A 19,439-nucleotide genomic window follows, 5' to 3' on the forward strand; every position below is an offset into this window, starting at 1 on the left:
TCACTCCTTTCCTGGCCGGCGTGATGAGCCGGCAGGTCCTTGGCCCGGTGTTGACGTAGGTGCTGCTGGTGCGGTGCGGAGCCTGGTCCGCGACCGCAGGGAAGATCGGTCAGGCGCCGGCTTTGTAGTCGGCGTCCATCGCCGCGAGGACCTTGTCGGGGGTGGACTGCCCGCTGAAAACCTCCTGGAGGCCGCTGAGCATGGTCTGCTGCACCTTGGCGTTCGGCCAGAGCTGATCCATGAACGGCACGGTTCGGTTGTCGTTGATGAACGTCGACAGCTCGGTCAGCGAGGGGTCGACGGCGTAGCCCGTGTCGGCGAGGGCTGGCAGGCCGCCCTGCTTCTTGACGTAGAGGTTCATGCCCTCGGGGGACATCACGAAGTTGACGAACTTCAGTGCGAGTTCCTTGTTCTTGGCCTTGGCGTTGATCCCGTACCCGGCACCGGCCGCGGCGGGCATCAGGGCCGTGGCCGGCTCATCGGTGGCCGGTAGCGCCTTGAGCGTGAACGTGCCGTTCGGGTTCTTCCCCTTGAGCAGGGCGATGACCCAGTTGCCCTGCACGATGCCGAGCGTCTTTCCGGTGGCGGCGAGTTCCTGGCTGGCCTCGTAGCTGGTGCCGAGCGGGTTCTTCTGGAAACATCCGGCCTGGTTCATCTCCAGGTACTTGGCCAGGGCCGTCTTCCAGAGTGAGCCGGCGAAGGTCGCCTGGCCGGCCTGCATCTTCGTGTCGAAGTCCGGGTCCTTGGCGTAGACGGTCGGTGCGACCAGCCCGTACAGCACCAGCTGGGTCACCCAGTTGTCCTGGATGCCCAGTGCGAAGGCCGGCGTTCCCTTCGTCGCGGCGGCCCGGCAGAAGGCCAGCAGGTCGGTCCATGTGCCCGGTGGGGTCAGTGCGGCCTTGTCCATGGCTTGCTGGTTGTAGACCGCACCGATCCCGTTGAGCCCGAAGATCGCGTTGTAGGTCTTCCCCTCGTACTGGGCCACGCTCTTGACGGCGTCCGGCAGCTTGGCGGCCCACGGCTGGTCGGACAGATCGAGCAGGTACCCCGGTTTGGCCAGCACGTAGGTGGCTCCAGGGTTGCCGTTACCCGGCCAGACGGACATCACGTCGGGTGCCGTACCTGACGAGAGCTGGGTCCGGATCTGCTGCTGGTACTGGTCGGCGCCGCTGGTGGTGAAGTTGACCTTGACGCCCGGGTTGGCGGCTTCGAACGCCTTGACGACGTCCTCCACGGAGCCCTGGTCGACCGAGGCGAGGGTGAGGGTGGTGGAGCTGGTTTCGGCGTTGGTGCCACCGCTGCAAGCGGCCAGCACGGCGAGGGCTGTCATTGAAGCCAGCAGGGTCGGCAGTCTGCGCGTGTTCATGATGTCTCCCGCTAGGACGGTGCGGTGGTCATGACTGATCGGTGGGCCCAGCACCGGGTGCGAGGGCGCTGACGGTGTAGCGGCCAGACGCCAGCCGCAGGGTTGCCCCGGCGGTTGACGGCTGGACCCCGAGTACCCCCGGCTGGCCCGCAGCGGGTGCGCCGCTCTCGCGCACGCTGCCCGGGTCGGACGTGGGGACCTCCAGTACGGCGGTGCTGCCGGGTGGCACCGTGACGGTCACGGTGATCCGGCCGTCGGTGCGGGACCAGCCGCAGGCCACCCGTCCCCGGGCGGTCTCCTGCTCAGCCTTCGCCCAGGTGAGCCGACCGCCCGGTAGCGGCCGTAGCAGCAGCTCGCGGTAGGCCACCGACGTGGGCGTCTGGTCGATGCCGGCGACCCGGCCGAACAGCCAGTCGCCGACGCTGCCGAGGCTGTAGTGGTTGAACGAGTTCATCGCGGCGGACTGGAACCCGCCGTGGTCGGTCCAGCCGTCCCAGCGCTCCCAGATGGTGGTGGCGCCGTGCCGGATGGAGTACCCCCAGGACGGGAACTCCTCCTGGTGCAGCAACGCGTACGCAAGGTCGGCACGGCCATGGTCTGCCAGGACCGGGCAGAGCAACGCGACGCCCACGAACCCGGTCGTGAGTCGGTTGTTCCGCTTCTCGATGTCGGTGGCGAGGTGTTCAACCGCCGCCGGCACCAGGGCCTCGGGGACGAGGCCGAAGCCGAGGGCCAGCAGGTAGGCGGTCTGGGTGCCGCCCTCGACGGTGCCGTCGGCGCCGACGTACGAGTCGATGAACGCCCCTCGGATCGCGGCGTACAGTTCCCGGTGCTCGTTCGCCTCCCGGTGTCGCCCCAGCACCTCGGCGGCATCCGCCACGGTCTGGGCGCTACGCGCGAAGTACGCGGTCGACAAAACGTCGCGTGGGGTGGTGGCCTCGACCTGCAGCCAGTCGCCGTATGAGTTGCCGGTACGGTGCCGCCAGCGCAGGTCGGGATTGTGTCGTCGTACGTAGCGGACCCAGGCGACCATCGCGTCGAACGACCGCCGCAGCACCTCGCGGTCGCCGTACGTGCGCCACAGGTGCCACGGGATGAGCACCCCGGCATCGCCCCACGCCGGCGCCGCCGCGCGGTGCATGGTCATGACCGGGGCGACGTCGCGGAAGGCGCCCTCGGCGTCCTGTCCGTCCACCACGTCGCGCATCCAGCGGGCGAAGAACGCCGCGACGTCCGCGTTGCGGCTCGCGGTCGGGGCGAAGATCTGCGCGTCGGCCAACCAGCCGAGGCGCTCGTCCCGCTGCGGGCAGTCGGTGGGGATCGCGACGAAATTCCCCCGCTGCCCCCAGGTGATGTTCGACTGCAGCTGGTTCACCATCGGGTCCGAGCACTCGAAATGCCCGGTCCAGGGTGTGTCGCTGTGCACCACCCGGGCCACCACGTCGGTGGGGGCCAGCTGGCCGGGGTGGTTGTCGACCTCGAGGTACCGGAAGCCGTGCAGGGTGAACTGTGGCTCGAAGACCTCGGTGTCGTCGCCGGCGGTGGTGTAGCTGTCGGTGGCCTGGGCGCGGCGCAGGTTGTCCACGTACAGCTCGCCGTCGGCGAGGATCTCAGCGTGCCTCAGTACGATCCGCCGACCCGCGGCGGCGCCGCGGACGGTCAGTCGCACGCGGCCGACGAGGTTCTGCCCGAAGTCGACGAGGAAGCGACCAGGAGCCCGCTGGTGCACGACGACCGCGGGCAGCTCGCGGGTGACCCGGACCGGGTGGTCGGGTTCGGCGACGATCGGACCCGGCTCGGTGTGGAGGACCGCGACCGGCTGGAATCCGTCATCGGACGGGCTGGGCGAGTCCCAGCCGGGCACGTGCTGGCGGGCGTCGACGTGTTGCCCCATCAGCAGGTCGGCGGCCCGGATCGCGCCGGGCCGTTCGGCCCAGCTCGGATCGGTGGCGACCACCTGCCGGGAGCCGTCGATGAAATCGATCACGAGCTGCGCGAAGAAGGCCGGGCAGTCACCGTAGTGCTGCGCGGCGCGGCGGGCGTCGAACCCGACGTGCCCGCACCACCAGCCGTCGGCGACGACGGCGCCGAGCATGTTGCCGCCCTCGCGCACCAGCTCGGTGACGTCGTAGGTCTGATACTGGAGCCGGCGGTGGTATTCCGTCCAACCCGGTGCCAGCTCGGTGTCGCCCACCCGTGAGCCGTTGAGTCGGACTTCGTAGACGCCGCGCGCGGTGGCGTAAAGCCGGGCCCGCCTCGGTCGACGCCGCACCTCGAACGGCCGGCGGAGGTACAGCGGCGGCGGCTGGAGCTCGCTAGCTGAGCCAGGGTCGCGGTCCTGCGGCGGATCCACATGGGGAACGCGAAGCGGGTCGCGCCCCACCCACACCGCGGTCCAGTCGCGGCGGTGCAGAAGGCCCGTTTCGAACCAGGTCTGCGCCGGTGCGCCCGCGGCGCCCGTCTGGTCCCAGACCTCGACCCGCCAGTGGTAGCGCGTGGCCGAGCGCAGGGTTGGGCCGTCCCAGGGCACGAGCAGCGTGTCGTCGGACTCCCGCCGGCCGCTGTCCCACAGCAGGCGACCGGGATCGTCGAGGTCCGCGGGCCGTTCGGCGGCGGTGATCCGGTACGCGCTCTGCGCGGCACCTCGCCGCTCACTGTCCAATTTCCACGACAGCCGGGGACACGACTCCCCCAACCCGAGCGGCTCATGGCGCTGCTCGGTCTGCAACCCGTAGGGGCGCAGCAGCCAACGATCCGAGACGTGCGTCATCCCTTGAGCCCTCCGGCGAAGCCATTGATGATGCTGCGCTGCAGCGCGAAGTACACGGCCAGGATCGGCACGATGCTCATCACCAGCGCGGCGAAGATGAGGTTCCAGTCGGCGGCGTACTGGCCGACGAAGCCGGCTATGGCGACGGGCATGGTCTGCTGGGTACTGCCGCTCAGATACAGCAGCGGCGTGAAGAAGTCGTTCCACACGGACACCGCGTTGAGCACCAGAGCCGTCACCGTGACCGGCTTGAGCATCGGGAACACGACGTACCGGAACGTCTGCAGGGGTGAGCAGCCGTCAATGAAGGCGGCATCCTCGAACTCACGCGGCAGGGCCCGCAGGAAGCCGATGTAGAGGAACGTCGTGAACGGCACCTGAAGGCCCGAGTAGAAGAGGATCAGCGCCCACGGCGTACCGAGCAGGCCAAGATCGCGCATCGTCTGATACAGCGGCAACGCGGCCAGCTGGAAGGGCAGCATCAGACCCAACATGATCAGCAGGAACACCCCCCGCGACCAGCGTGCGGTGGCGCGCGCCAGGGGGTACGCGGCCAGCGACGAGACGGCCAGGACGATGGCGACGCTCGTCGCGGTCACGAGCACGCTGTTGACCAGCGCACCGCCGAGTCCGCCCTGCTGCCATGCCTGGGTGAAGTTGTCCAGCGTCGGCGAGGTGGTCGGGCGGATCGGTGAGGAGGTGTCCGATGGCGCCCGCAGGGCAAGGTTGATCAGGACGTACACCGGGAAGCCGACCACGACGGCGGCGGCGATCATCGCCAGTTCCACCATGAACGTGCGCCCGCGATAGCGGTTCACGAGGCGGCCCTCTCATTGCGGGACAGCACGAGGTACTGCCCGGTCGAGACCACCGCCACGATGATCGTGAGCACGACCGCGAGCGCGATGCTGTATCCGAACTCCCCCAACGTGAAGGCGTCCTTGTAGATCAGCGTCGACAGCGTGTCGGTGGCGTGTCCCGGCCCGCCGCCGGTCAACGCGTACACCTGGTCGAAGAGCTTGATCCCGCCGATGATCGACAACATCAGGTTGATGGTGATCGCGGGAGCGAGCAGCGGCCGGGTGACCGACCAGAAGCGCCGCACCGGCCCGGCGCCGTCCATGTCCGCCGCCTCATTGATCTCCTTCGGTACGGACTGCAGTCCCGCCAGGAAAATGACCATGGAGTAGCCGGCGAACTGCCACACGATCACGGCCACGATCGACCAGAGGGCCAACTGGGGGTCGCCCAGCCAGTCCTGCCGCCAGGAGTCCAGCCCGACCAGACGCAGGAGACTGTTGACCGCGCCGTCCGGGCCGAGCAGGTTGCGCCAGAGGTAAGCGGTCACGATCGGGGTGATCACGGCCGGGGCGAACAGGAACACCCGCAGCACATGCCGTGACTTGATCATGGTGTTGACCCCGAGTGCCAACAGCAGCCCGATCCCGTTCTGGATGATCGTGATCGACACGGCGATCAGCAGGGTGTGCCAGAGCGCCTGTACCGCGTCGGGATCGCGGGTCATGTCCGCGAAGTTGCCCAGGCCGATGAAGGAGAGGTTCGGGTCGAGGCCGTCCCAGTCGGTGAAGGCGTAGTACAGGCCACGGGCGCTCGGCACCAGGACGATGAAGGCGAAGAGCACGATCGCCGGCAGCGTGAACCACCAGGGCGGGGTCATCCGGGTACCACCAGGGCGGACAGTGGTCCGCTCGGGAGACTGACGGGGAGGGGCAAGGGGCGGTGGCTCGACTGCTCTCGTCACTGGCGATGTCACTTTCCTGAAACGTTTCAACCTGCCGCCTGGGTCGGCCTCTTCAACCCGACCCAGGTCCGCCCCCTGCGACCCGGAGTGATCCGGAGTCGCACCTGCGCGCCGAACGACGGTCCAGCGATCAGTGTGGGTAACGTTGCCCAAATGTTTCGCCCGACCCTAGGAGTTGACCCGATCGACGTCAATAGGTGACCACGCCTCGCCGGGCATTTCTCCTCTGCGGCCACCACCGCGGGCGGTGGCGCCGAAGGCGAAGAGCCCGCCTACACTCGTGGGGAACGTTCCCCACTTGCCGGAGGCAACATGAGGTCGCGGTCGGCGCCGCCCCGACGAGTCACCATCGTTGACGTCGCGCAGCACGCCGAGGTGTCAACGACAGCCGTGTCCAAGGTGCTGCGCAACGCGTACGGGACCAGCCCAGCGATGCGGGCGAAGGTGCGCAAGGCGGTCGCCGAACTCGGCTACCGGCCGTCCGCCGCAGCGAGGGGCATGCGCGGCCAGACGTACACCATCGGCGTGATGCTGCCCGACATCCGCAATCCGTTCTTCGCCGAGATCCTCGACGGGGTCACCGAGTGGCTGTCCGATACGGAGTACCAGGTCCTGCTCGGCCCCGGCTGCAACGGCGAGGCGGCGGAAGCCCGGGTCACCGAGACGATGATCGACCACAGCATGGACGGCGTCATACTGATCGCCCCCATCTCGTCGAGGTCACGCCTCCAGCATGTCGCCAGCACCGTGCCGACGGTGGTCGTCGGCCGACACTCCCACTCCACCGCGTACGACTCGGTGGCGGACGACGACATCGCGGGCGCCGCACTCGTCGTCGACCACCTCGCCGACCTCGGACACCGCCGGATCGCCCACATCGAGCACCTCGAAACCGACCCTGCCCGTATCGCGGAGATGCCCAACGCGATACGCGCAGAGGGCTACCGCCAGGCCATGCAGGCCCGTGGGCTCGCGGACGGCATCGACATCGTCTCCACCACGTACACCCAGCAGGGTGGATACCTCGGCGCACAGCAGCTGCTCGCCCGACCCCGTCGGCCCACAGCCATCTTCGCTGGCGCGGACATCGTCGCCATGGGCGTGCTCGAGGCGATCGCTCAGGCCGGTCTCACCGTCCCCGGCGACATGTCCGTCGCGGGATACGACAACACCACGTTCGCCGACTTCGAACCGATCTCGCTCACGAGCGTCGACCAAGCGGGCCGCGAGATCGGACGCAGTGCCGCCCGACTCGTGCTGGACCGGATCGCCCACCTGGACAAGCCGGCCGCCCACATCCGGCTCTCGCCGACGCTCGTAACCCGCCGCAGCACGGCAGCCCCGCCCAGGTGACCTCGGCCCTGGATCCGCCCGGGTCGCCGGACGTCAGACGCGCAGCCCCGCCGCCAGCTCGCCGACCGCCCGCGCCGCGTACCGCTGCATCCCCGGACCGAAGGTGATCCGGCTGGCGCCCAGCCGTCCGAGCTCGGCCACGGACGCCTTGTCGTCCGGCTCGGCGGCCATGTTGATCGGGCCCTCGATGCCCTCCCGCAGCAGCGGGAGCACCTCGGGCGGTGCCATGAGCGGGTATACGCAGTCGGCGCCGGCGGCCACGTACAGCCGGGCGCGGGCCACCGCGTCGGCCGGCTCACCCGTCCCTACCAGGAAGGTGTCGACGCGCGCGTTGATGAAGAGCGCGTCACCCGCCTCCGAGCGAACCTCGGCCAGCCAGTCCGCGTGCCGCTGAGGATCCTTGAGCGTGCCGTGGCCCTCGGAATCCTCCAGATTGCAGCCGACGGCGCCCGTCTCCAGGAGCCGCCCGACCAGCTCCCGGGGGGCGAGGCCGTAACCGCCCTCGATGTCGGCGGACACGGGCACGGAGACGGCCCGGACGATCCTCGCCACCGCGGCGAACATCTCGTCGGGCGGGGTGGCGCCGTCCTCGTAGCCGAGCGATGCGGCGACCCCGGCGCTCGGTGTGGCGAGCGCGGGGAAGCCGGCGTCGGCGAGGGCCCGGGCGCTGGCCGCGTCCCACGGCCCCGGCAGGACGAGCGGGTCGCCGGCGGTGCGGCCGTGGTGCAGGGCGCGGAAGGTGGCGGCAGTCATTTGACGTCTCCCCAGGGTGCAAAGGTGTTCAGCACAGACGAGCGACAACGTTACGCGCCCGGTGGCACTGGCTTATCGTCGCTTTCCACGACGGATTCCCGAGCCAGTTCGCCAGCAGACCGGAGTTCAGGATCGAGCTGGAGCATGCGGCGATGCAGGCGTACCGCCTCCTCCGGGTCGGCGACCTGGCGCAGTGCGAGCCAGGCGGCCCCGACAGCCGGGTGGCGACGGTGACGAACGGCCATGTCATCTACTACATCGACGGCGTGCAGGTGGGCGACCACTCGGGGAAGTTCTACCCCCGGCAGACGATGACGATCAACTGGAACCTCTGGTTCATCGACACGGCGGCCCACTCGGGCGGGCTGAGCACCTACATCCAGCAGGTCGACTGGGTGCTGTTCGCGAAGAACCAGGCACTCACCCCGACGCAGGTGACGGCGAAGACGGCGGCGTACCGCTCGGCCGGCAGCACGTTCGCCGACACGGTGGACTCGACGGGCGGCTGCTCGACCCCGACGAACCCGCCGACGACACCCCCCACGACGCCTCCCACCACACCGCCGCCCGCCGCCAACTGTTCCACCGCACCGGAGTGGGCCTTCGGCACGGCTTACACCGGGGGCCAGACGGTGAAGCACGAGAAGAGCAGGTACGGCGACCCGAGTGGTCCAGCGTCGGGTGACGGCAAGCACCTGTGGCGGGCACGGTACTGGACACAGGGGTCCGAGCCGGGCTGGACCCAGCAGTGGAGGATCTCGGCCGCTGCTGAGGCGGACGGCGTACAGCACGGCAAGGCACGGGCGGGCGCTCGCGAGTCACGGGCGAGCACCCGCCCGTGTTCTGACCCGGAACCGGGTCATGCCTGGAGATGAGCCCTTTCGGGTGTCCGAGCATGTCCTGTTTTGTAGGTTCGAGGCTGGCAGAAGATGTCCAGGTCGCCGGCGCCGCCGCGTCCGGTCTGGCGTCCCTAGGAGGCAGACGCCGTGACGTCGAGTCCGCTACCCCGGATTCTTCGCCGACGCGGCGAGCCCGAGTTTCCGACGTTCCTGGAACTCTTCTTCGACCTGATCTACATTTTCATGTTCTCCCGGCTCTCCGCAGGGCTGGTAAACGACCTCAGCGTCCGTAACGCGGCGCAGACCGCGGTCCTGCTGCTCGCCGCGTGGTGGGTCTGGGTGCTGACCGCGTGGCTCACCGACCTGTTCAACCCGCGGTTGCCGCTGATCCAGGCCACTGTTCTCGTGGTCATGTTCGGCACCCTGTTGATGGCCATCGCGATCCCGAGGGCATTCGGCGCGCACGGGTGGATCTTCGTGGCGGCGTACTTCGGCATCCACCTGGTCCGGGACTCGGTTCTCATTCCCGCCACCCGTGTGAACCGGCCGATCCAGGCGAGAAGCATCCGCGTCTTCTTCTGGCTCGGCGTCACCGCCGGACCATGGGTGGCCGGGGCCCTCGTGGACGGCACGGCCAGGCTGGTGCTCTGGTCCATCGCGGTGGCGGTCGACCTCGGGTCGGCCCGGATCGGCTGGCCGACACCGAGGCTCGGTCGGACCGAACTCGCCAGTCAGATCTTCACCGGCGCCCACCTGTCCGAACGGCACCGGCAGATCTTCATCATCTCCCTCGGCGAGCTGATCCTGACCGTCGGGATGGGATTGGCCGCCAGTGACTTCGAGGCCGGCCGGGTGGCGGCGTGCGCGGTCGCGTTCGTCAACGCGCTGATGCTGTTCCAGATGTACTTCCACCGGATCCGACAGCTACTGGCGCCGACCGCCGTCTCGACGGTGGAGCGGGTCCGCTCCGGCACCGCCACCTCGTACACCCACCTGGTCATGGTGGCGGGGGTGGTGGTCATCTCGGCCAGCGACACGCTCGTCATCGACCGTCCGTTCGGGGAGACGCCGTCAGGCTGGATCGTCGCCATCCTGGGTGGGCCCGCCCTGTTCCTGCTCGGCGGCTGTCTGTTCGACTTCGTGGTCACCGGTCGGATCCTCTGGCCACGGGTGCTGGGGATCATCGTGCTGGGCGCTGTCGGACCCGCGATGCCGCTGCTGGCACCGCTCGGCATCATGGTCGTGGCGAACCTGGTCCTGCTGCTCACGCTGATCGTCGAGACGGTGGCCCCCCGCTCGCGACTGACCAGCGCTCCGCTACCCACGGGGTGAGCCGAAGCACCGGTCCCGACCCGACCTGTCAGCGCAGCGCAGGTGCCGCCGTTCGGGGGTGCCTCCGGGTGCTCAGCAGGTTCACCACGGCGACCAGGGCCAGAACGATCATGGCGAGGAGTGCCACCACGAGCGGCGGCAGCAGGTGCGTCGCCGGCGCCACCCCACCCAGCAGGACCAGACCGGCCAGCCGCGACCTGGACACCCGACCGAACACGGTGTAGTCGAGCAACCCACGGCCCAGCAGGAAGAGAGCCGGCCCACCGAGGATGACCGCCGCCCAGGACGGTGGGGTCTCGCCGAACGGCCGATCGACGACGAGCCTGCTGGTGACCGCCGCACCGCCGATACCGGCCACCATGATCAGGTGAGTGACCGCGGCGGACTGGCCGAGCAGGGAGGGTCTCGTCGACTTGGCGATCGCGTCGGTGAGCAGTTCCCCGGCGCGGTAGATGTAGATCCGCCACATGAGCACCACGATCAGGAAGACGACCACGAGCGCCCAGACCCGCGCGGCCGTGTAGTCGCTCTGGCTGAAGGTCTCCGCTGTCGTGAACAGCGACACGCCGAGCGCGATGATGACGAACTGGCGGTACCGCTCGGAGAGTCTCTCACCGGTCAGCCGCCACTCCTCGGAGTGCGAACGCCCCAGCCCTGGCACGGGCCAGCCGAGCGCGGCCGCGGCGTACTCGATCCCGACGGTCACCGCCCAGAGCACCAGGCGAGCCGTGTCGCCGAGCAGTGCCCCACCGATCCACCCGAATCCGGCGATGGCCTCCCAGAACAGGATCCGGCTGCTCCTGCCACGCTGGGACGGGTCCCGCAGGACCAGCAGGAAGTAGGAGCTGGAGCCGAGGTGGATCGCCAGGTACGTGATCGCGAACAGCAACCCACGGCTGCCGTACGCGTCGGGAACAGTGGCGGCCAGCAGCAGGCTTGCCGCCATCGTCCCGATGAACTTCACCCGGAGCGCTGACCGGGCCTGGTCGAGCGTGTCACCCGCCCACGCGGTCAACGCCCAGATGAACGTAAACGCGAGCAGCAGCACCAGGGTCTCGGCGGCGCCCGACCAGGTGAGCTCGGTGGCGAGCTTCTCCGCCAGGGAGATCAGCGCGAAGACGTAGACCAGGTCGAAGAACAACTCCAGGAGTGCCGGATGCGCTGGACTCTTCCGGTCGGGGTCCGTCGACCGCGCGTCGCTCTCCGCAGTCATCGATCACCCCGTCGCACCCGTCCACGGCCACCGCATGACGACACTACGGGTTACGAGTCGACGACAGAGGGCAGTTGCGCAGGCCGACGGACCGATAGATCAGCGCAGCCGCCGAGCGGTGAACCTGGTTGGCGGCTCGGCGATCGCGTCCTGGGCCGAGATCAGTTGGAGCTCCCGGGTGCCCGCCGCGAGGGTTGCCTCCAGGACGGCGAAGACGGAGGCGATGGTGCGTTCCAGCGCGGTCGCCGGCGAGCCCGTCGTGCACAGATGCGCGAGGTACAGCGCCGCGGTGATGTCGCCGCCGCCGTTCGGGTTGATCGGCAGCAGCGGCGTGGTGACCGCCCAGGCGCCTTCGTCCGAGACGGCCACCACCTCCAGTGACCCCGCCGGCACATCGCCGTGCAGGACGCTGGTGACCAGGACGTGCCGCGGCCCCGTCTCGCGTACCACGTCGACCGCCGCCAGCACCTCCGTCAGGGAGTTCGTCGTACGACCGGCGAGGAAGTCCAGCTCGAAATGGTTCGGGGTGACGATGTCGGCGCGCGGAACGACGGTGTCCCGCAGGTACTCCGGGATGCCCGGCCGGACGAACATCCCGCGGCCGGTGTCGCCCATCACCGGGTCACAGCAGTACACCGCGGCCGGGTTGGCCTCCTTGACCTTGTCCACCGCGTCGAGGATCACCGCGCCCATCGCCGGGTCGCCCTGGTAGCCCGACAGCACCGCGTCGGCGCTGCCGAGGACCCCACGGTCCGCGATGCCGTTGATCACCTCGGCCACCTGGGCCGGCTCCAGCAGCGGCCCGCGCCACGCGCCGTACCCGGTGTGGTTGGAGAAGTGGACCGTCAGTACCGGCCAGACCTCGTGCCCGAGCCGCTGGAGGGGGAAGGCGGCGGCCGAGTTGCCGACGTAGCCGTAGGCGACCGAGGACTGGATGGACAGGATCTTCACCGCACCATCATGGCGGCTCCCGCCGGTGGGCCCACGAAGCGCCCGCCGTTTCTGTCGGGTGGCCCACTCCGGGCGAGCCCTACCCGGGCTGGGAAATCGACGCGCGGTTGATGTAGGCGACCTGGGCGGCGAAGGCCAGCAGGGCCAACACGGCGCCGACGCCGATCGCGAACCCGGACGACAGCCCCGCCAGTCCGGTCAGCAGCGTGACCGAGAGCCCCGCCAGCAGCGCGTTCACCGCACCCACCATCGCCGCCGTGGTCAGCAGCAGTTGCGCCCGCCCGGGGGCGTTGCCGACCGCCGCCCAGCTCGCCCGCATGATGCCCTCGCCCTGCACCGCATCGGCGAAGAAGTCGTGGTCGCCGGCCAGCCGGTGCTGGTAGTACGCCCTGATGCGCTGAATCCGCGCGAGATCCAGCTCGTTCTCCACCATGTTCTGCACCAGCCGCAGGAACGTGAGCAGCCCGGTGATCATCAGCGTGGGCAGCACCGCCCCGAGGTACGGCCCGACGAACGCGGCGTTGCTGGCGACGAAACCGAGCCCGATCAGAGCGGCGGAGAGCATGGAGAGGAAGACCGTCGCCCGGCCCACCGACTCGGTGACGGTGGCGCTGCGGGAGGTCTGGAGCACGAAATGCTCGGTGGTCAGGGCGGTGAGCAACGCCTGCTCGCGTTCACCGTCGTCCATCCACCTCACCGTCCGCGCCGACCAGGGGTCATCGTCACGATACGAGGTCCGAGGGCGCGGGTCCGGAAAACCGACGGTCGCGAACGGGCTCGCTCCCGACCTGCGGTCAGGTCCCGTCCAGGCCGCGACCGTCGTGGTGACCGCGCCGGTCATCCCCGTCGCCGGGATCCCCGCCGTGCGCCCCGTCACCGCTGTCATCGCGGCGGCTGAGGCGATGGCCCCAGGTCGGTGCCGCAAGCACGAGCAGTGCGATCGCAAGTATCGGCACGAGCGCCAGCAGCGGTGCCGTTACCAAGCCGGGCGAGGATTCGTGGCCCAGCGCCACCGCACCCGCTACCTGAATCCGGATCCCCGGTTCAAGAAACGCAGCCTGATCATTGAACGAGTGCGTCTCAGCCACGGCAACTGGCCGAAGCGGCGCCACAGCCGCCAGGTTGGCGTCGATGACGGCAGCGGTCAGCAGCAGGGCCCCCAGCATGGCCGGGACGCCGAACCGCCGCTGCCGCCCGGCGGCCACCACGAGCACTGTCAGCCCGGCGGCAACCGCCAGCAGGGTCGGCAACCGGACGGCGAGCGTGACCAGCACGCGAATCGGGTCCCCTCCGCCGAGGGGGGTGAGCACGACGACGGCCAGCCCGGCGACGGCGGCCCACGCGACCCAACGGATCCACCGTGTGTCGGTCCGCGCCCGATCGGTCAACGTCACCACCGATCCGCCGCAGATCAGCGCAAGGCCCAGCAGTGCGGGCCAGTGCTGGGTGACCTGCGCCGCCAACGCCTCACCCAGCCACGCGAGATCCTCGCTGACGGACGGTGGTGGAGCGTTCAGCGGCGCATAGAACGGCGACAGGTACTTCGGCCCGTCCGAGCCCTTCGCCGCCACCACGGCGTCGATGGCGAGCACGCCGACACCAACAGCCACGGCGACGCGGCCCCGCCCGGCACCGAGCAACACGATCACCGCGAGGCCGGTCAGTGCCACCCCGGTCGCCTGCCCCGCGAGGACCGACGCGTCCGACAGCGCGCCAACCACATGCACCACCGCCGCGCCCGCTACAACGGACCAACACACCGGTTCAGGGAACAACCGCACGGCGCACATCCAACCACGGGTCCGGTCGCCTCGTCGCCCCCGACGCCCACCACCACACGACGCAGACCGGTGATCCTTATCGTTCAGGCGACAGGCTTTCGGCGAACGCGGGAATCTCGGGGTGCCCGAACATTCCGGGAAGCCCGCCCGTGTGGATGAAGACTGTTGTCTGGCCCGGTCCGATCTCGCCTCGCCGAATCGCCGCGATGAGACCCGCCATCGCGCGCCCGGTGTACGTCGGGTCGAGGATGATCCCCTCGTACCGGGCGACGAGTGTCAGCGCCTCCCTGACCGTCGGGGTCAGGCTTGCGTAGCCGCTGCCAACGTGATCACGGTCGACGCGCAGGTCGTCGGCGTGCACGTCCGGCGAGAGCGGGGTGATGAACGTCGCGACCCGCTGCCGGGGGTCGTCCAGCGCCCCCACATCGACACCGAGCGTGCGGTCCGGGCCCAGGCTCGCGACGAGCCCGGCCATCGTGGCGCCGGAGCCGAGCGCGACCACAGCGGTACGCAGGTCGGGCACCTGGGACAGCAACTCGTCACCGCACTGTGCGTAACCGCGGGCCGCCAACACGGTGGACCCGCCGAACGGGATGAGGGCGGGGCGTGCGCCTTCGGAACGCAGCCGGTCGCATACCCGCGTGGCGGCGTCTGCGAGCGCCTGCTGACCCGTCACACCGGTGAAGACGACGTCGGCGCCGAGGAACGCGTCCAGAACGAGGTTGCCGGTTCGAGCCGCCACCGGTTCGCCCGGGAACACCAGCACGGCGCGCAGACCGAGGCGCGCGGCGGCCGCGGCGGTGAGCCGCGCGTGGTTGCTCTGTGGCGCTCCCGTGGTGACCAGCGTGTCGGCGTCGTTCGCGAGAGCTTCGGCGACCGTCCATTCCAACTTGCGAACCTTGTTGCCACCGCCGCCGAGGCCGGTGAGGTCGTCCCTCTTGACGAGAAGGTCGTCGCGGCCGAGCCCGAGAGCGGTCGCCAGGCGGGGCATCGGCTCCACCGGTGTGGGCCACGTGCCGAGCGTGAGCGGAACGATCGGTCCGGGCATGCTGGTGACTCCTTGCCGTCGGGTGGGCAGCGTGACGATATAGGCCTGCGACGCCCATCCGGCACCCGCCGCTCGTCACCGCCCTACGTCAGGAAATCCAGCAGTTGCCGTGTGGTCTCCTCGGGAGCCTCTTCCGGAATGAAGTGCCCAACCGGGACCGGGCCGCCACGAACGTCGTCGGACCATTGTCTCCAGATGCCGAGCGGGTCGTCATAGAGCCTCGCGACCTGACCCCGTTGACTCCAGAGAAACAGAACCGGGCAGGCGATCTTGCGGTTGCCTCGGTCCGCCTCGTCCTGCTGGTAGTCCACCGTCGCGGCGGCGCGGAACTCCTCGCAGATCGCGTGGACGGTGGCGGGATCGCTGAACTGCCTGACGTAGGCGGCTCGCACCTCGCCCGGGAACGCGTCCTTCACCTCGGGCCACGTGTCCAGCATGAAATCCACGAGGACGGCGGGCGCCGCGGCGATGAACCGCTCGGGCACCGGCGCCGGCGCCGCCAGGAAGGACCAGACCCAGTACGAGAGGCTGAACGCCATGTCGGCCCGGTCGTACACGTCGCCGACCGGGACGACGTCCAGGACGGCGAGCCGGGTGACGACGTCCGGTTCGTCGAGCGCGAGCCGGTAGGCGCACCGTGCGCCGCGATCGTGCCCGACGAGCCCGAACCGCTCATGGCCCAGACTGCGCATGACCTCGACCTGGTCGCGGGCGATCGCTCGCATGCTGTACGGCTCATGATCGGCGCTGCTCGGCGGTGTGCTGCTGTCGCCCCAGCCGCGCAGGTCGGTGACAACCACGGTGTACTTCTCGGCGAGCCGCGGCGCCACGCGATGCCACATGAGGTGCGTCTCGGGGATGCCGTGCAGGAGCAGGACCGGAGGCCCGCTTCCGCCACGGCGTCCGTGGATCGTCGCCCCCGACGTGGGGATGTCGAACTCCTCGAAGCCCTCGAACATGGCCCCGGACCCCCCGCGACTCGTGCGGACCGTCGTCGCACGGTCTGCTCAGGCGGCACCCGCGACGGTCGGCTGATGGCTCAGGCGGCGTGGACCGCTGACGGAAGCTCCCCGGGCAAAAACGACGCTAGCAGGAGAAGAGGCGATGGTCGGACCACCGGCGAAATTCCCCCGTCACCCCTCGGCGGCCAGTGCGAGGACGTCTCGCGCCGTGGGCAGTGCGGCCTCGCGGTGCGCCGGAACGAGACCGATGCGGGTGCGCCGGTCGAGCAGGTCGTCGACGGTGAGGGCGAGTTCGTGCCGGGCGGCCCAGAGCAGTTCCGCGCCGGTGACCGGGATGTCGGGACCGATCGGCTGCCGGAGTTCGGTGGGCGCCTCGGCCAGGACGTCGACGGCCTCGGTGCCGTACCGGTGGACGAGCCGGCGTGGCGCGGGGACCCGGGCCAGCCGTGTTCTGCTCGCCGCGCCGGGCAGCGGGAGGCGGCGGGTGCGGCAGGGGCCGGCCGCGAGGCGGCGCTGACGGATGGCGGTGTCGACGGCGTCCTGAGCCATCCGGCGGTACGTGGTGAGCTTGCCGCCGATCACGCTGATGATCCCGTCGGGGTCGTCGATGACGGCGTGCCGGCGGGAGAGGTCGGCGGTTCGGCTGTCACCGGCGTCCAACAGAGGTCGCAGCCCGGCGTACGCGCCCAGGACGTCGGTGGGTCGCAGCGGCTGGTCGAGGACGCTGTTGAGGACGTCGAGCAGGAACGCGATGTCGGCGTCGGTGGGTCGCGGCACGTCGGGGACCGGTCCGTTCACCGGCTCGTCGGTGAGTCCGGCGTACACCAGGCCGTCGGTCTGGGGCAGGGCGAAGACGTAGCGGGTGAACTCGCCGGGGACGGGGATGGTCAGGCCGGCCCAGAGTCCGCCCAGACGGGCGGCGGACAGGACGATGTGGGTTCCCCGTGACGGGCGCAGGCGTACGTGTGGGGTCAGGCTGCTGGCCCACACGCCCGTGGCGTTGATGACCGCGCGGGCGGCGACGTGCATGCGCGTGCCGGTGCGGGTGTCCTCGATGGTGGCGCCCTCCCGGTGCAGGCTGATCGCCCGGCAGCGGGTCAGGATGCGGGCGGAGTGCTCCGCGGCGGCGCGCGCGAGGCCGACGACGAGTCGAGCGTCGTCGCAGAGCTGGCCGTCCCAGGACAGGTGTGCTCCGCGGAGACCGGCCGGACGCAGGGCGGGTGCCATCGCGCCCGCTTCGGCCGAGCCGAGCCTGCGCGTTCCGGGAAGGGTCCGTCGGGAGGTCCCGGCGCAGGCACGCAGCAGGTCTCCGGCGTGCAGGCCGGCCGCCGCGGCGCCCGCCTGCCATCGGCTGGTGTACGCGGTCGCCGGGAGCAGCATCGGCAACGGGCGCGTCAGGTGCGGCGCGGTGCGAGTCAGCAGCAGGTGGCGCTCGGCGGCACTCTCGTAGGCGATGCCGATCTGGCCGTGCGCGAGATATCGAAGGCCGCCGTGGATCAGTTTCGAGCTCCAGCGGGAGGTGCCGTGGGCCAGGTCGTCGGCGTCGACGGCGACCACGGACAGTCCGCGGCTCGCGGCGTCGAGCGCCACTCCGGCGCCGGTGACGCCCAGCCCGACGACCAGGACGTCGACTGACGTGCCGGCGACCAGCTCGGCGAGGTCACGTTCCCGGCGGGAGACGGTCAGCGAGGTTTTCATACGCCTCCTTGCGATGCAGTGACGTTGGATGTCACTCTGTCACACATGAATATGGAAGGGGAAGCGTCGGCCGTCGGGTGGGCCCGTTGGGGCACCACGAGGAACGCGAAGGCGCTACCGGACTCCGCTTCGACGCTGCTGGCGCAGGTGCTCGAGCTGACACCCCCGCCGCCGGCCGTCCCGCTGGCCGAGGTGGCGGTGCCGGACTGCGAACTGGACGCCCGGGTCCTCGACGCGCTGCGACGGGCGTTGGGCGCCGAGCACGTGGTCACCGCCCACGACGCCCGGGCACGACACGCGTCGGGCATGTCGACACCCGACCTGCTACGCCATCGGCGGGGCCAGGTGCGGGTGGCCCCGCAGGCCGTTCTGCGTCCGGCCGACCACGCCGAGGTGGTGTCCATCCTCGATCTCTGCTCCCGGTACCGGCTGGCCGTGGTCCCGTTCGGCGGTGGCACATCCGTCGTGGGCGGGCTCACGCCGTCCGCGGCGCGGCACGTCGCCGTCGATCTGAGCCGGCTGAACGACGTCGTCGCCATCGATCCGTTGTCGCGGACCGCCACGCTGCAGGCCGGAATGCGCGCCCCACGGGCCGCCGAGCTGCTCGCCGAGCACGGGTTCACCCTCGGCCACGTCCCGCAGTCCTACGAGTACGCCACCATCGGTGGATTCGCCGCCACCCGGTCGTCCGGCCAGGCGTCGGCCGGCTACGGCCGCTTCGACGACATGGTCATGGCGCTGACGGTCGCCACCCCGCAGGGCACCGTCCGGACGGGCCGCGCTCCCGCCTCGGCCGCCGGTCCCGATCTGCGACAGATCTTCCTCGGCAGCGAGGGGGCACTTGGCGTCATCACCGACGTGACCGTCCGGATCCGGCCCCTGCCGGCGCAGTCACACTACGAGGGCTGGCGGTTCGAGTCGTTCGCCGACGGCCTGCACGCCGTACGGCGGCTGGCGCAGGACGGGCCGCGACCCACGGTGCTGCGGCTGTCCGACGAGGTCGAGACCATGATCGGGGCGACCGGATCCGGACGCGCCGACGGCGGCTGCCAGCTCATCGCCGGGTACGAGGGCGCGGACGTCCTTGCCACCGTCGACGCGGCCGCCGATGTGCTGGCTCCGCACGGCGGCGTGCCGCTGGGCGACGAGCCGGGTCAGCAGTGGGCGCGACACCGCTTCGACGCCCCGTATCTGCGGGACGCGCTGCTGGACGCCGGGGCGTTCGCGGAGACCCTGGAGACCGCGGCGTACTGGTCGGCGCTGCCGGACGTGCACCACCGGGTCCGGCAGGCGATCCTCGAGGCGTTGCCGGACGGCACCCTGGTGCTGGCGCACGTGTCCCATGTCTACGAGACCGGTGCGTCGCTGTACTTCACGGTGATCTGCTCTCCCGGCGCGAATCCGGTCGACCGCTGGCGGAAGGCGAAAGCGGCGGCCAGCGACGCGATCGCTGCCGCGGGTGCCACCATCAGCCACCATCACGGTGTCGGCGCGGATCATCGGGCCTGGTACGCCGCGGAGATCGGAGACGTCGCCGTGGACCTGCTGCGGGCGGTCAAACAGCAGCTGGACCCGGCCGGCATCCTCAATCCCGGCATCCTGGTGCCGTGA

The 19,439-nt window shown here is 70.2% G+C and carries 16 protein-coding genes; 4 read left to right on the forward strand and 12 right to left on the reverse strand.

The annotated features are described in order from the left end of the window. Positions 1-109: 109 nt before the first annotated feature. The 4 genes from ACFYPS_RS25215 to ACFYPS_RS25230 are packed head-to-tail and all read right to left on the reverse strand — an operon-like array spanning position 110 to position 5,814. A complete protein-coding gene (locus ACFYPS_RS25215) occupies positions 110-1,366 on the reverse strand; it encodes an ABC transporter substrate-binding protein (RefSeq protein WP_387327381.1) in 1,257 nt (418 codons plus the stop codon). 28 nt (positions 1,367-1,394) lie between these two features. Continuing rightward, positions 1,395-4,136: a family 78 glycoside hydrolase catalytic domain gene (locus ACFYPS_RS25220; protein WP_387327383.1), complete on the reverse strand. Its 2,742-nt coding sequence runs from the start codon at positions 4,134-4,136 to the stop codon at positions 1,395-1,397. Continuing rightward, positions 4,133-4,954 (reverse strand): carbohydrate ABC transporter permease, encoded by an 822-nt coding sequence (locus tag ACFYPS_RS25225; RefSeq protein WP_354965678.1) that lies wholly within the window; start codon positions 4,952-4,954, stop codon positions 4,133-4,135. Before ACFYPS_RS25225 ends, ACFYPS_RS25220 begins: the two co-directional genes overlap by 4 nt. Then, a complete protein-coding gene (locus ACFYPS_RS25230; RefSeq protein ID WP_387327386.1) occupies positions 4,951-5,814 on the reverse strand; it encodes a carbohydrate ABC transporter permease in 864 nt (287 codons plus the stop codon). Before ACFYPS_RS25230 ends, ACFYPS_RS25225 begins: the two co-directional genes overlap by 4 nt. 396 nt (positions 5,815-6,210) lie before the next feature. Between ACFYPS_RS25230 and ACFYPS_RS25235 the strand changes: the two genes are divergently transcribed. Next, a complete protein-coding gene (locus ACFYPS_RS25235; protein WP_387327389.1) occupies positions 6,211-7,251 on the forward strand; it encodes a LacI family DNA-binding transcriptional regulator in 1,041 nt (346 codons plus the stop codon). Positions 7,252-7,284: 33 nt separating this feature from the next. Here the strand turns inward: ACFYPS_RS25235 and ACFYPS_RS25240 are convergent, their stop codons facing one another. After that, positions 7,285-8,004 carry an isocitrate lyase/phosphoenolpyruvate mutase family protein gene (locus ACFYPS_RS25240; protein WP_387327392.1) on the reverse strand — a complete coding sequence of 240 codons (720 nt, stop codon included), beginning with the start codon at positions 8,002-8,004 and terminating at the stop codon, positions 7,285-7,287. 152 nt (positions 8,005-8,156) lie between these two features. Between ACFYPS_RS25240 and ACFYPS_RS25245 the strand changes: the two genes are divergently transcribed. Then, positions 8,157-8,879, forward strand: a complete 723-nt coding sequence (locus tag ACFYPS_RS25245; protein ID WP_387327395.1) for a hypothetical protein — start codon at positions 8,157-8,159, stop codon at positions 8,877-8,879. A gap of 111 nt (positions 8,880-8,990) precedes the next feature. Continuing rightward, positions 8,991-10,175, forward strand: coding sequence for a low temperature requirement protein A (locus tag ACFYPS_RS25250; RefSeq protein WP_387327398.1), 1,185 nt, complete (start codon positions 8,991-8,993; stop codon positions 10,173-10,175). Positions 10,176-10,203: 28 nt separating this feature from the next. On the opposite strand, the gene ACFYPS_RS25255 is transcribed toward ACFYPS_RS25250, so the two are convergent. From ACFYPS_RS25255 to ACFYPS_RS25285, 7 genes are all read right to left on the reverse strand, one after another. Beyond that, a complete protein-coding gene (locus tag ACFYPS_RS25255; protein ID WP_387327401.1) occupies positions 10,204-11,388 on the reverse strand; it encodes a low temperature requirement protein A in 1,185 nt (394 codons plus the stop codon). Positions 11,389-11,487: 99 nt separating this feature from the next. Beyond that, a complete protein-coding gene (gene pdxY / locus ACFYPS_RS25260) occupies positions 11,488-12,339 on the reverse strand; it encodes a pyridoxal kinase PdxY (protein ID WP_387327404.1) in 852 nt (283 codons plus the stop codon). A gap of 79 nt (positions 12,340-12,418) precedes the next feature. Beyond that, positions 12,419-13,027, reverse strand: a complete 609-nt coding sequence (locus tag ACFYPS_RS25265) for a hypothetical protein (protein WP_387327407.1) — start codon at positions 13,025-13,027, stop codon at positions 12,419-12,421. Between the two features lie 106 nt (positions 13,028-13,133). Further along, complete coding sequence (locus tag ACFYPS_RS25270; protein ID WP_387327410.1) at positions 13,134-14,120, reverse strand: hypothetical protein; 987 nt, start codon at positions 14,118-14,120, stop codon at positions 13,134-13,136. Positions 14,121-14,196: 76 nt separating this feature from the next. Further along, complete coding sequence (locus ACFYPS_RS25275) at positions 14,197-15,168, reverse strand: pyridoxal-phosphate dependent enzyme (RefSeq protein ID WP_387327413.1); 972 nt, start codon at positions 15,166-15,168, stop codon at positions 14,197-14,199. Positions 15,169-15,251: 83 nt separating this feature from the next. Further along, positions 15,252-16,127, reverse strand: coding sequence for an alpha/beta fold hydrolase (locus ACFYPS_RS25280; protein WP_387327416.1), 876 nt, complete (start codon positions 16,125-16,127; stop codon positions 15,252-15,254). A gap of 174 nt (positions 16,128-16,301) precedes the next feature. After that, a complete protein-coding gene (locus ACFYPS_RS25285) occupies positions 16,302-17,828 on the reverse strand; it encodes a glycerol-3-phosphate dehydrogenase/oxidase (RefSeq protein WP_387327419.1) in 1,527 nt (508 codons plus the stop codon). Positions 17,829-17,873: 45 nt separating this feature from the next. Here ACFYPS_RS25285 and ACFYPS_RS25290 point away from each other — a divergent pair, with 45 nt between their 5' ends. Continuing rightward, entirely contained in the window at positions 17,874-19,439 is a 1,566-nt protein-coding gene (locus ACFYPS_RS25290; protein ID WP_387327422.1) for an FAD-binding oxidoreductase, read from the forward strand.

It is taken from the genome of Micromonospora sp. NPDC005087 (assembly GCF_042872965.1).
In the GTDB taxonomy this organism is placed as follows: Bacteria; Actinomycetota; Actinomycetes; order Mycobacteriales; family Micromonosporaceae; genus Micromonospora.

Coding starts and splice junctions, on each gene's coding strand:
- ACFYPS_RS25235 (WP_387327389.1), top strand. CDS start 6,211: ATGAGGTCGCGGTCGGCGCCGCCCCGACGAGTCACCATCGTTGACGTC.
- ACFYPS_RS25245 (WP_387327395.1), top strand. CDS start 8,157: ATGCAGGCGTACCGCCTCCTCCGGGTCGGCGACCTGGCGCAGTGCGAG.
- ACFYPS_RS25220 (WP_387327383.1), bottom strand. CDS start 4,136: ATGACGCACGTCTCGGATCGTTGGCTGCTGCGCCCCTACGGGTTGCAG.
- ACFYPS_RS25240 (WP_387327392.1), bottom strand. CDS start 8,004: ATGACTGCCGCCACCTTCCGCGCCCTGCACCACGGCCGCACCGCCGGC.
- ACFYPS_RS25285 (WP_387327419.1), bottom strand. CDS start 17,828: ATGAAAACCTCGCTGACCGTCTCCCGCCGGGAACGTGACCTCGCCGAG.
- ACFYPS_RS25280 (WP_387327416.1), bottom strand. CDS start 16,127: ATGTTCGAGGGCTTCGAGGAGTTCGACATCCCCACGTCGGGGGCGACG.
- ACFYPS_RS25290 (WP_387327422.1), top strand. CDS start 17,874: ATGAATATGGAAGGGGAAGCGTCGGCCGTCGGGTGGGCCCGTTGGGGC.
- ACFYPS_RS25265 (WP_387327407.1), bottom strand. CDS start 13,027: ATGGACGACGGTGAACGCGAGCAGGCGTTGCTCACCGCCCTGACCACC.
- ACFYPS_RS25275 (WP_387327413.1), bottom strand. CDS start 15,168: ATGCCCGGACCGATCGTTCCGCTCACGCTCGGCACGTGGCCCACACCG.
- ACFYPS_RS25255 (WP_387327401.1), bottom strand. CDS start 11,388: ATGACTGCGGAGAGCGACGCGCGGTCGACGGACCCCGACCGGAAGAGT.
- ACFYPS_RS25215 (WP_387327381.1), bottom strand. CDS start 1,366: ATGAACACGCGCAGACTGCCGACCCTGCTGGCTTCAATGACAGCCCTC.
- ACFYPS_RS25230 (WP_387327386.1), bottom strand. CDS start 5,814: ATGACCCCGCCCTGGTGGTTCACGCTGCCGGCGATCGTGCTCTTCGCC.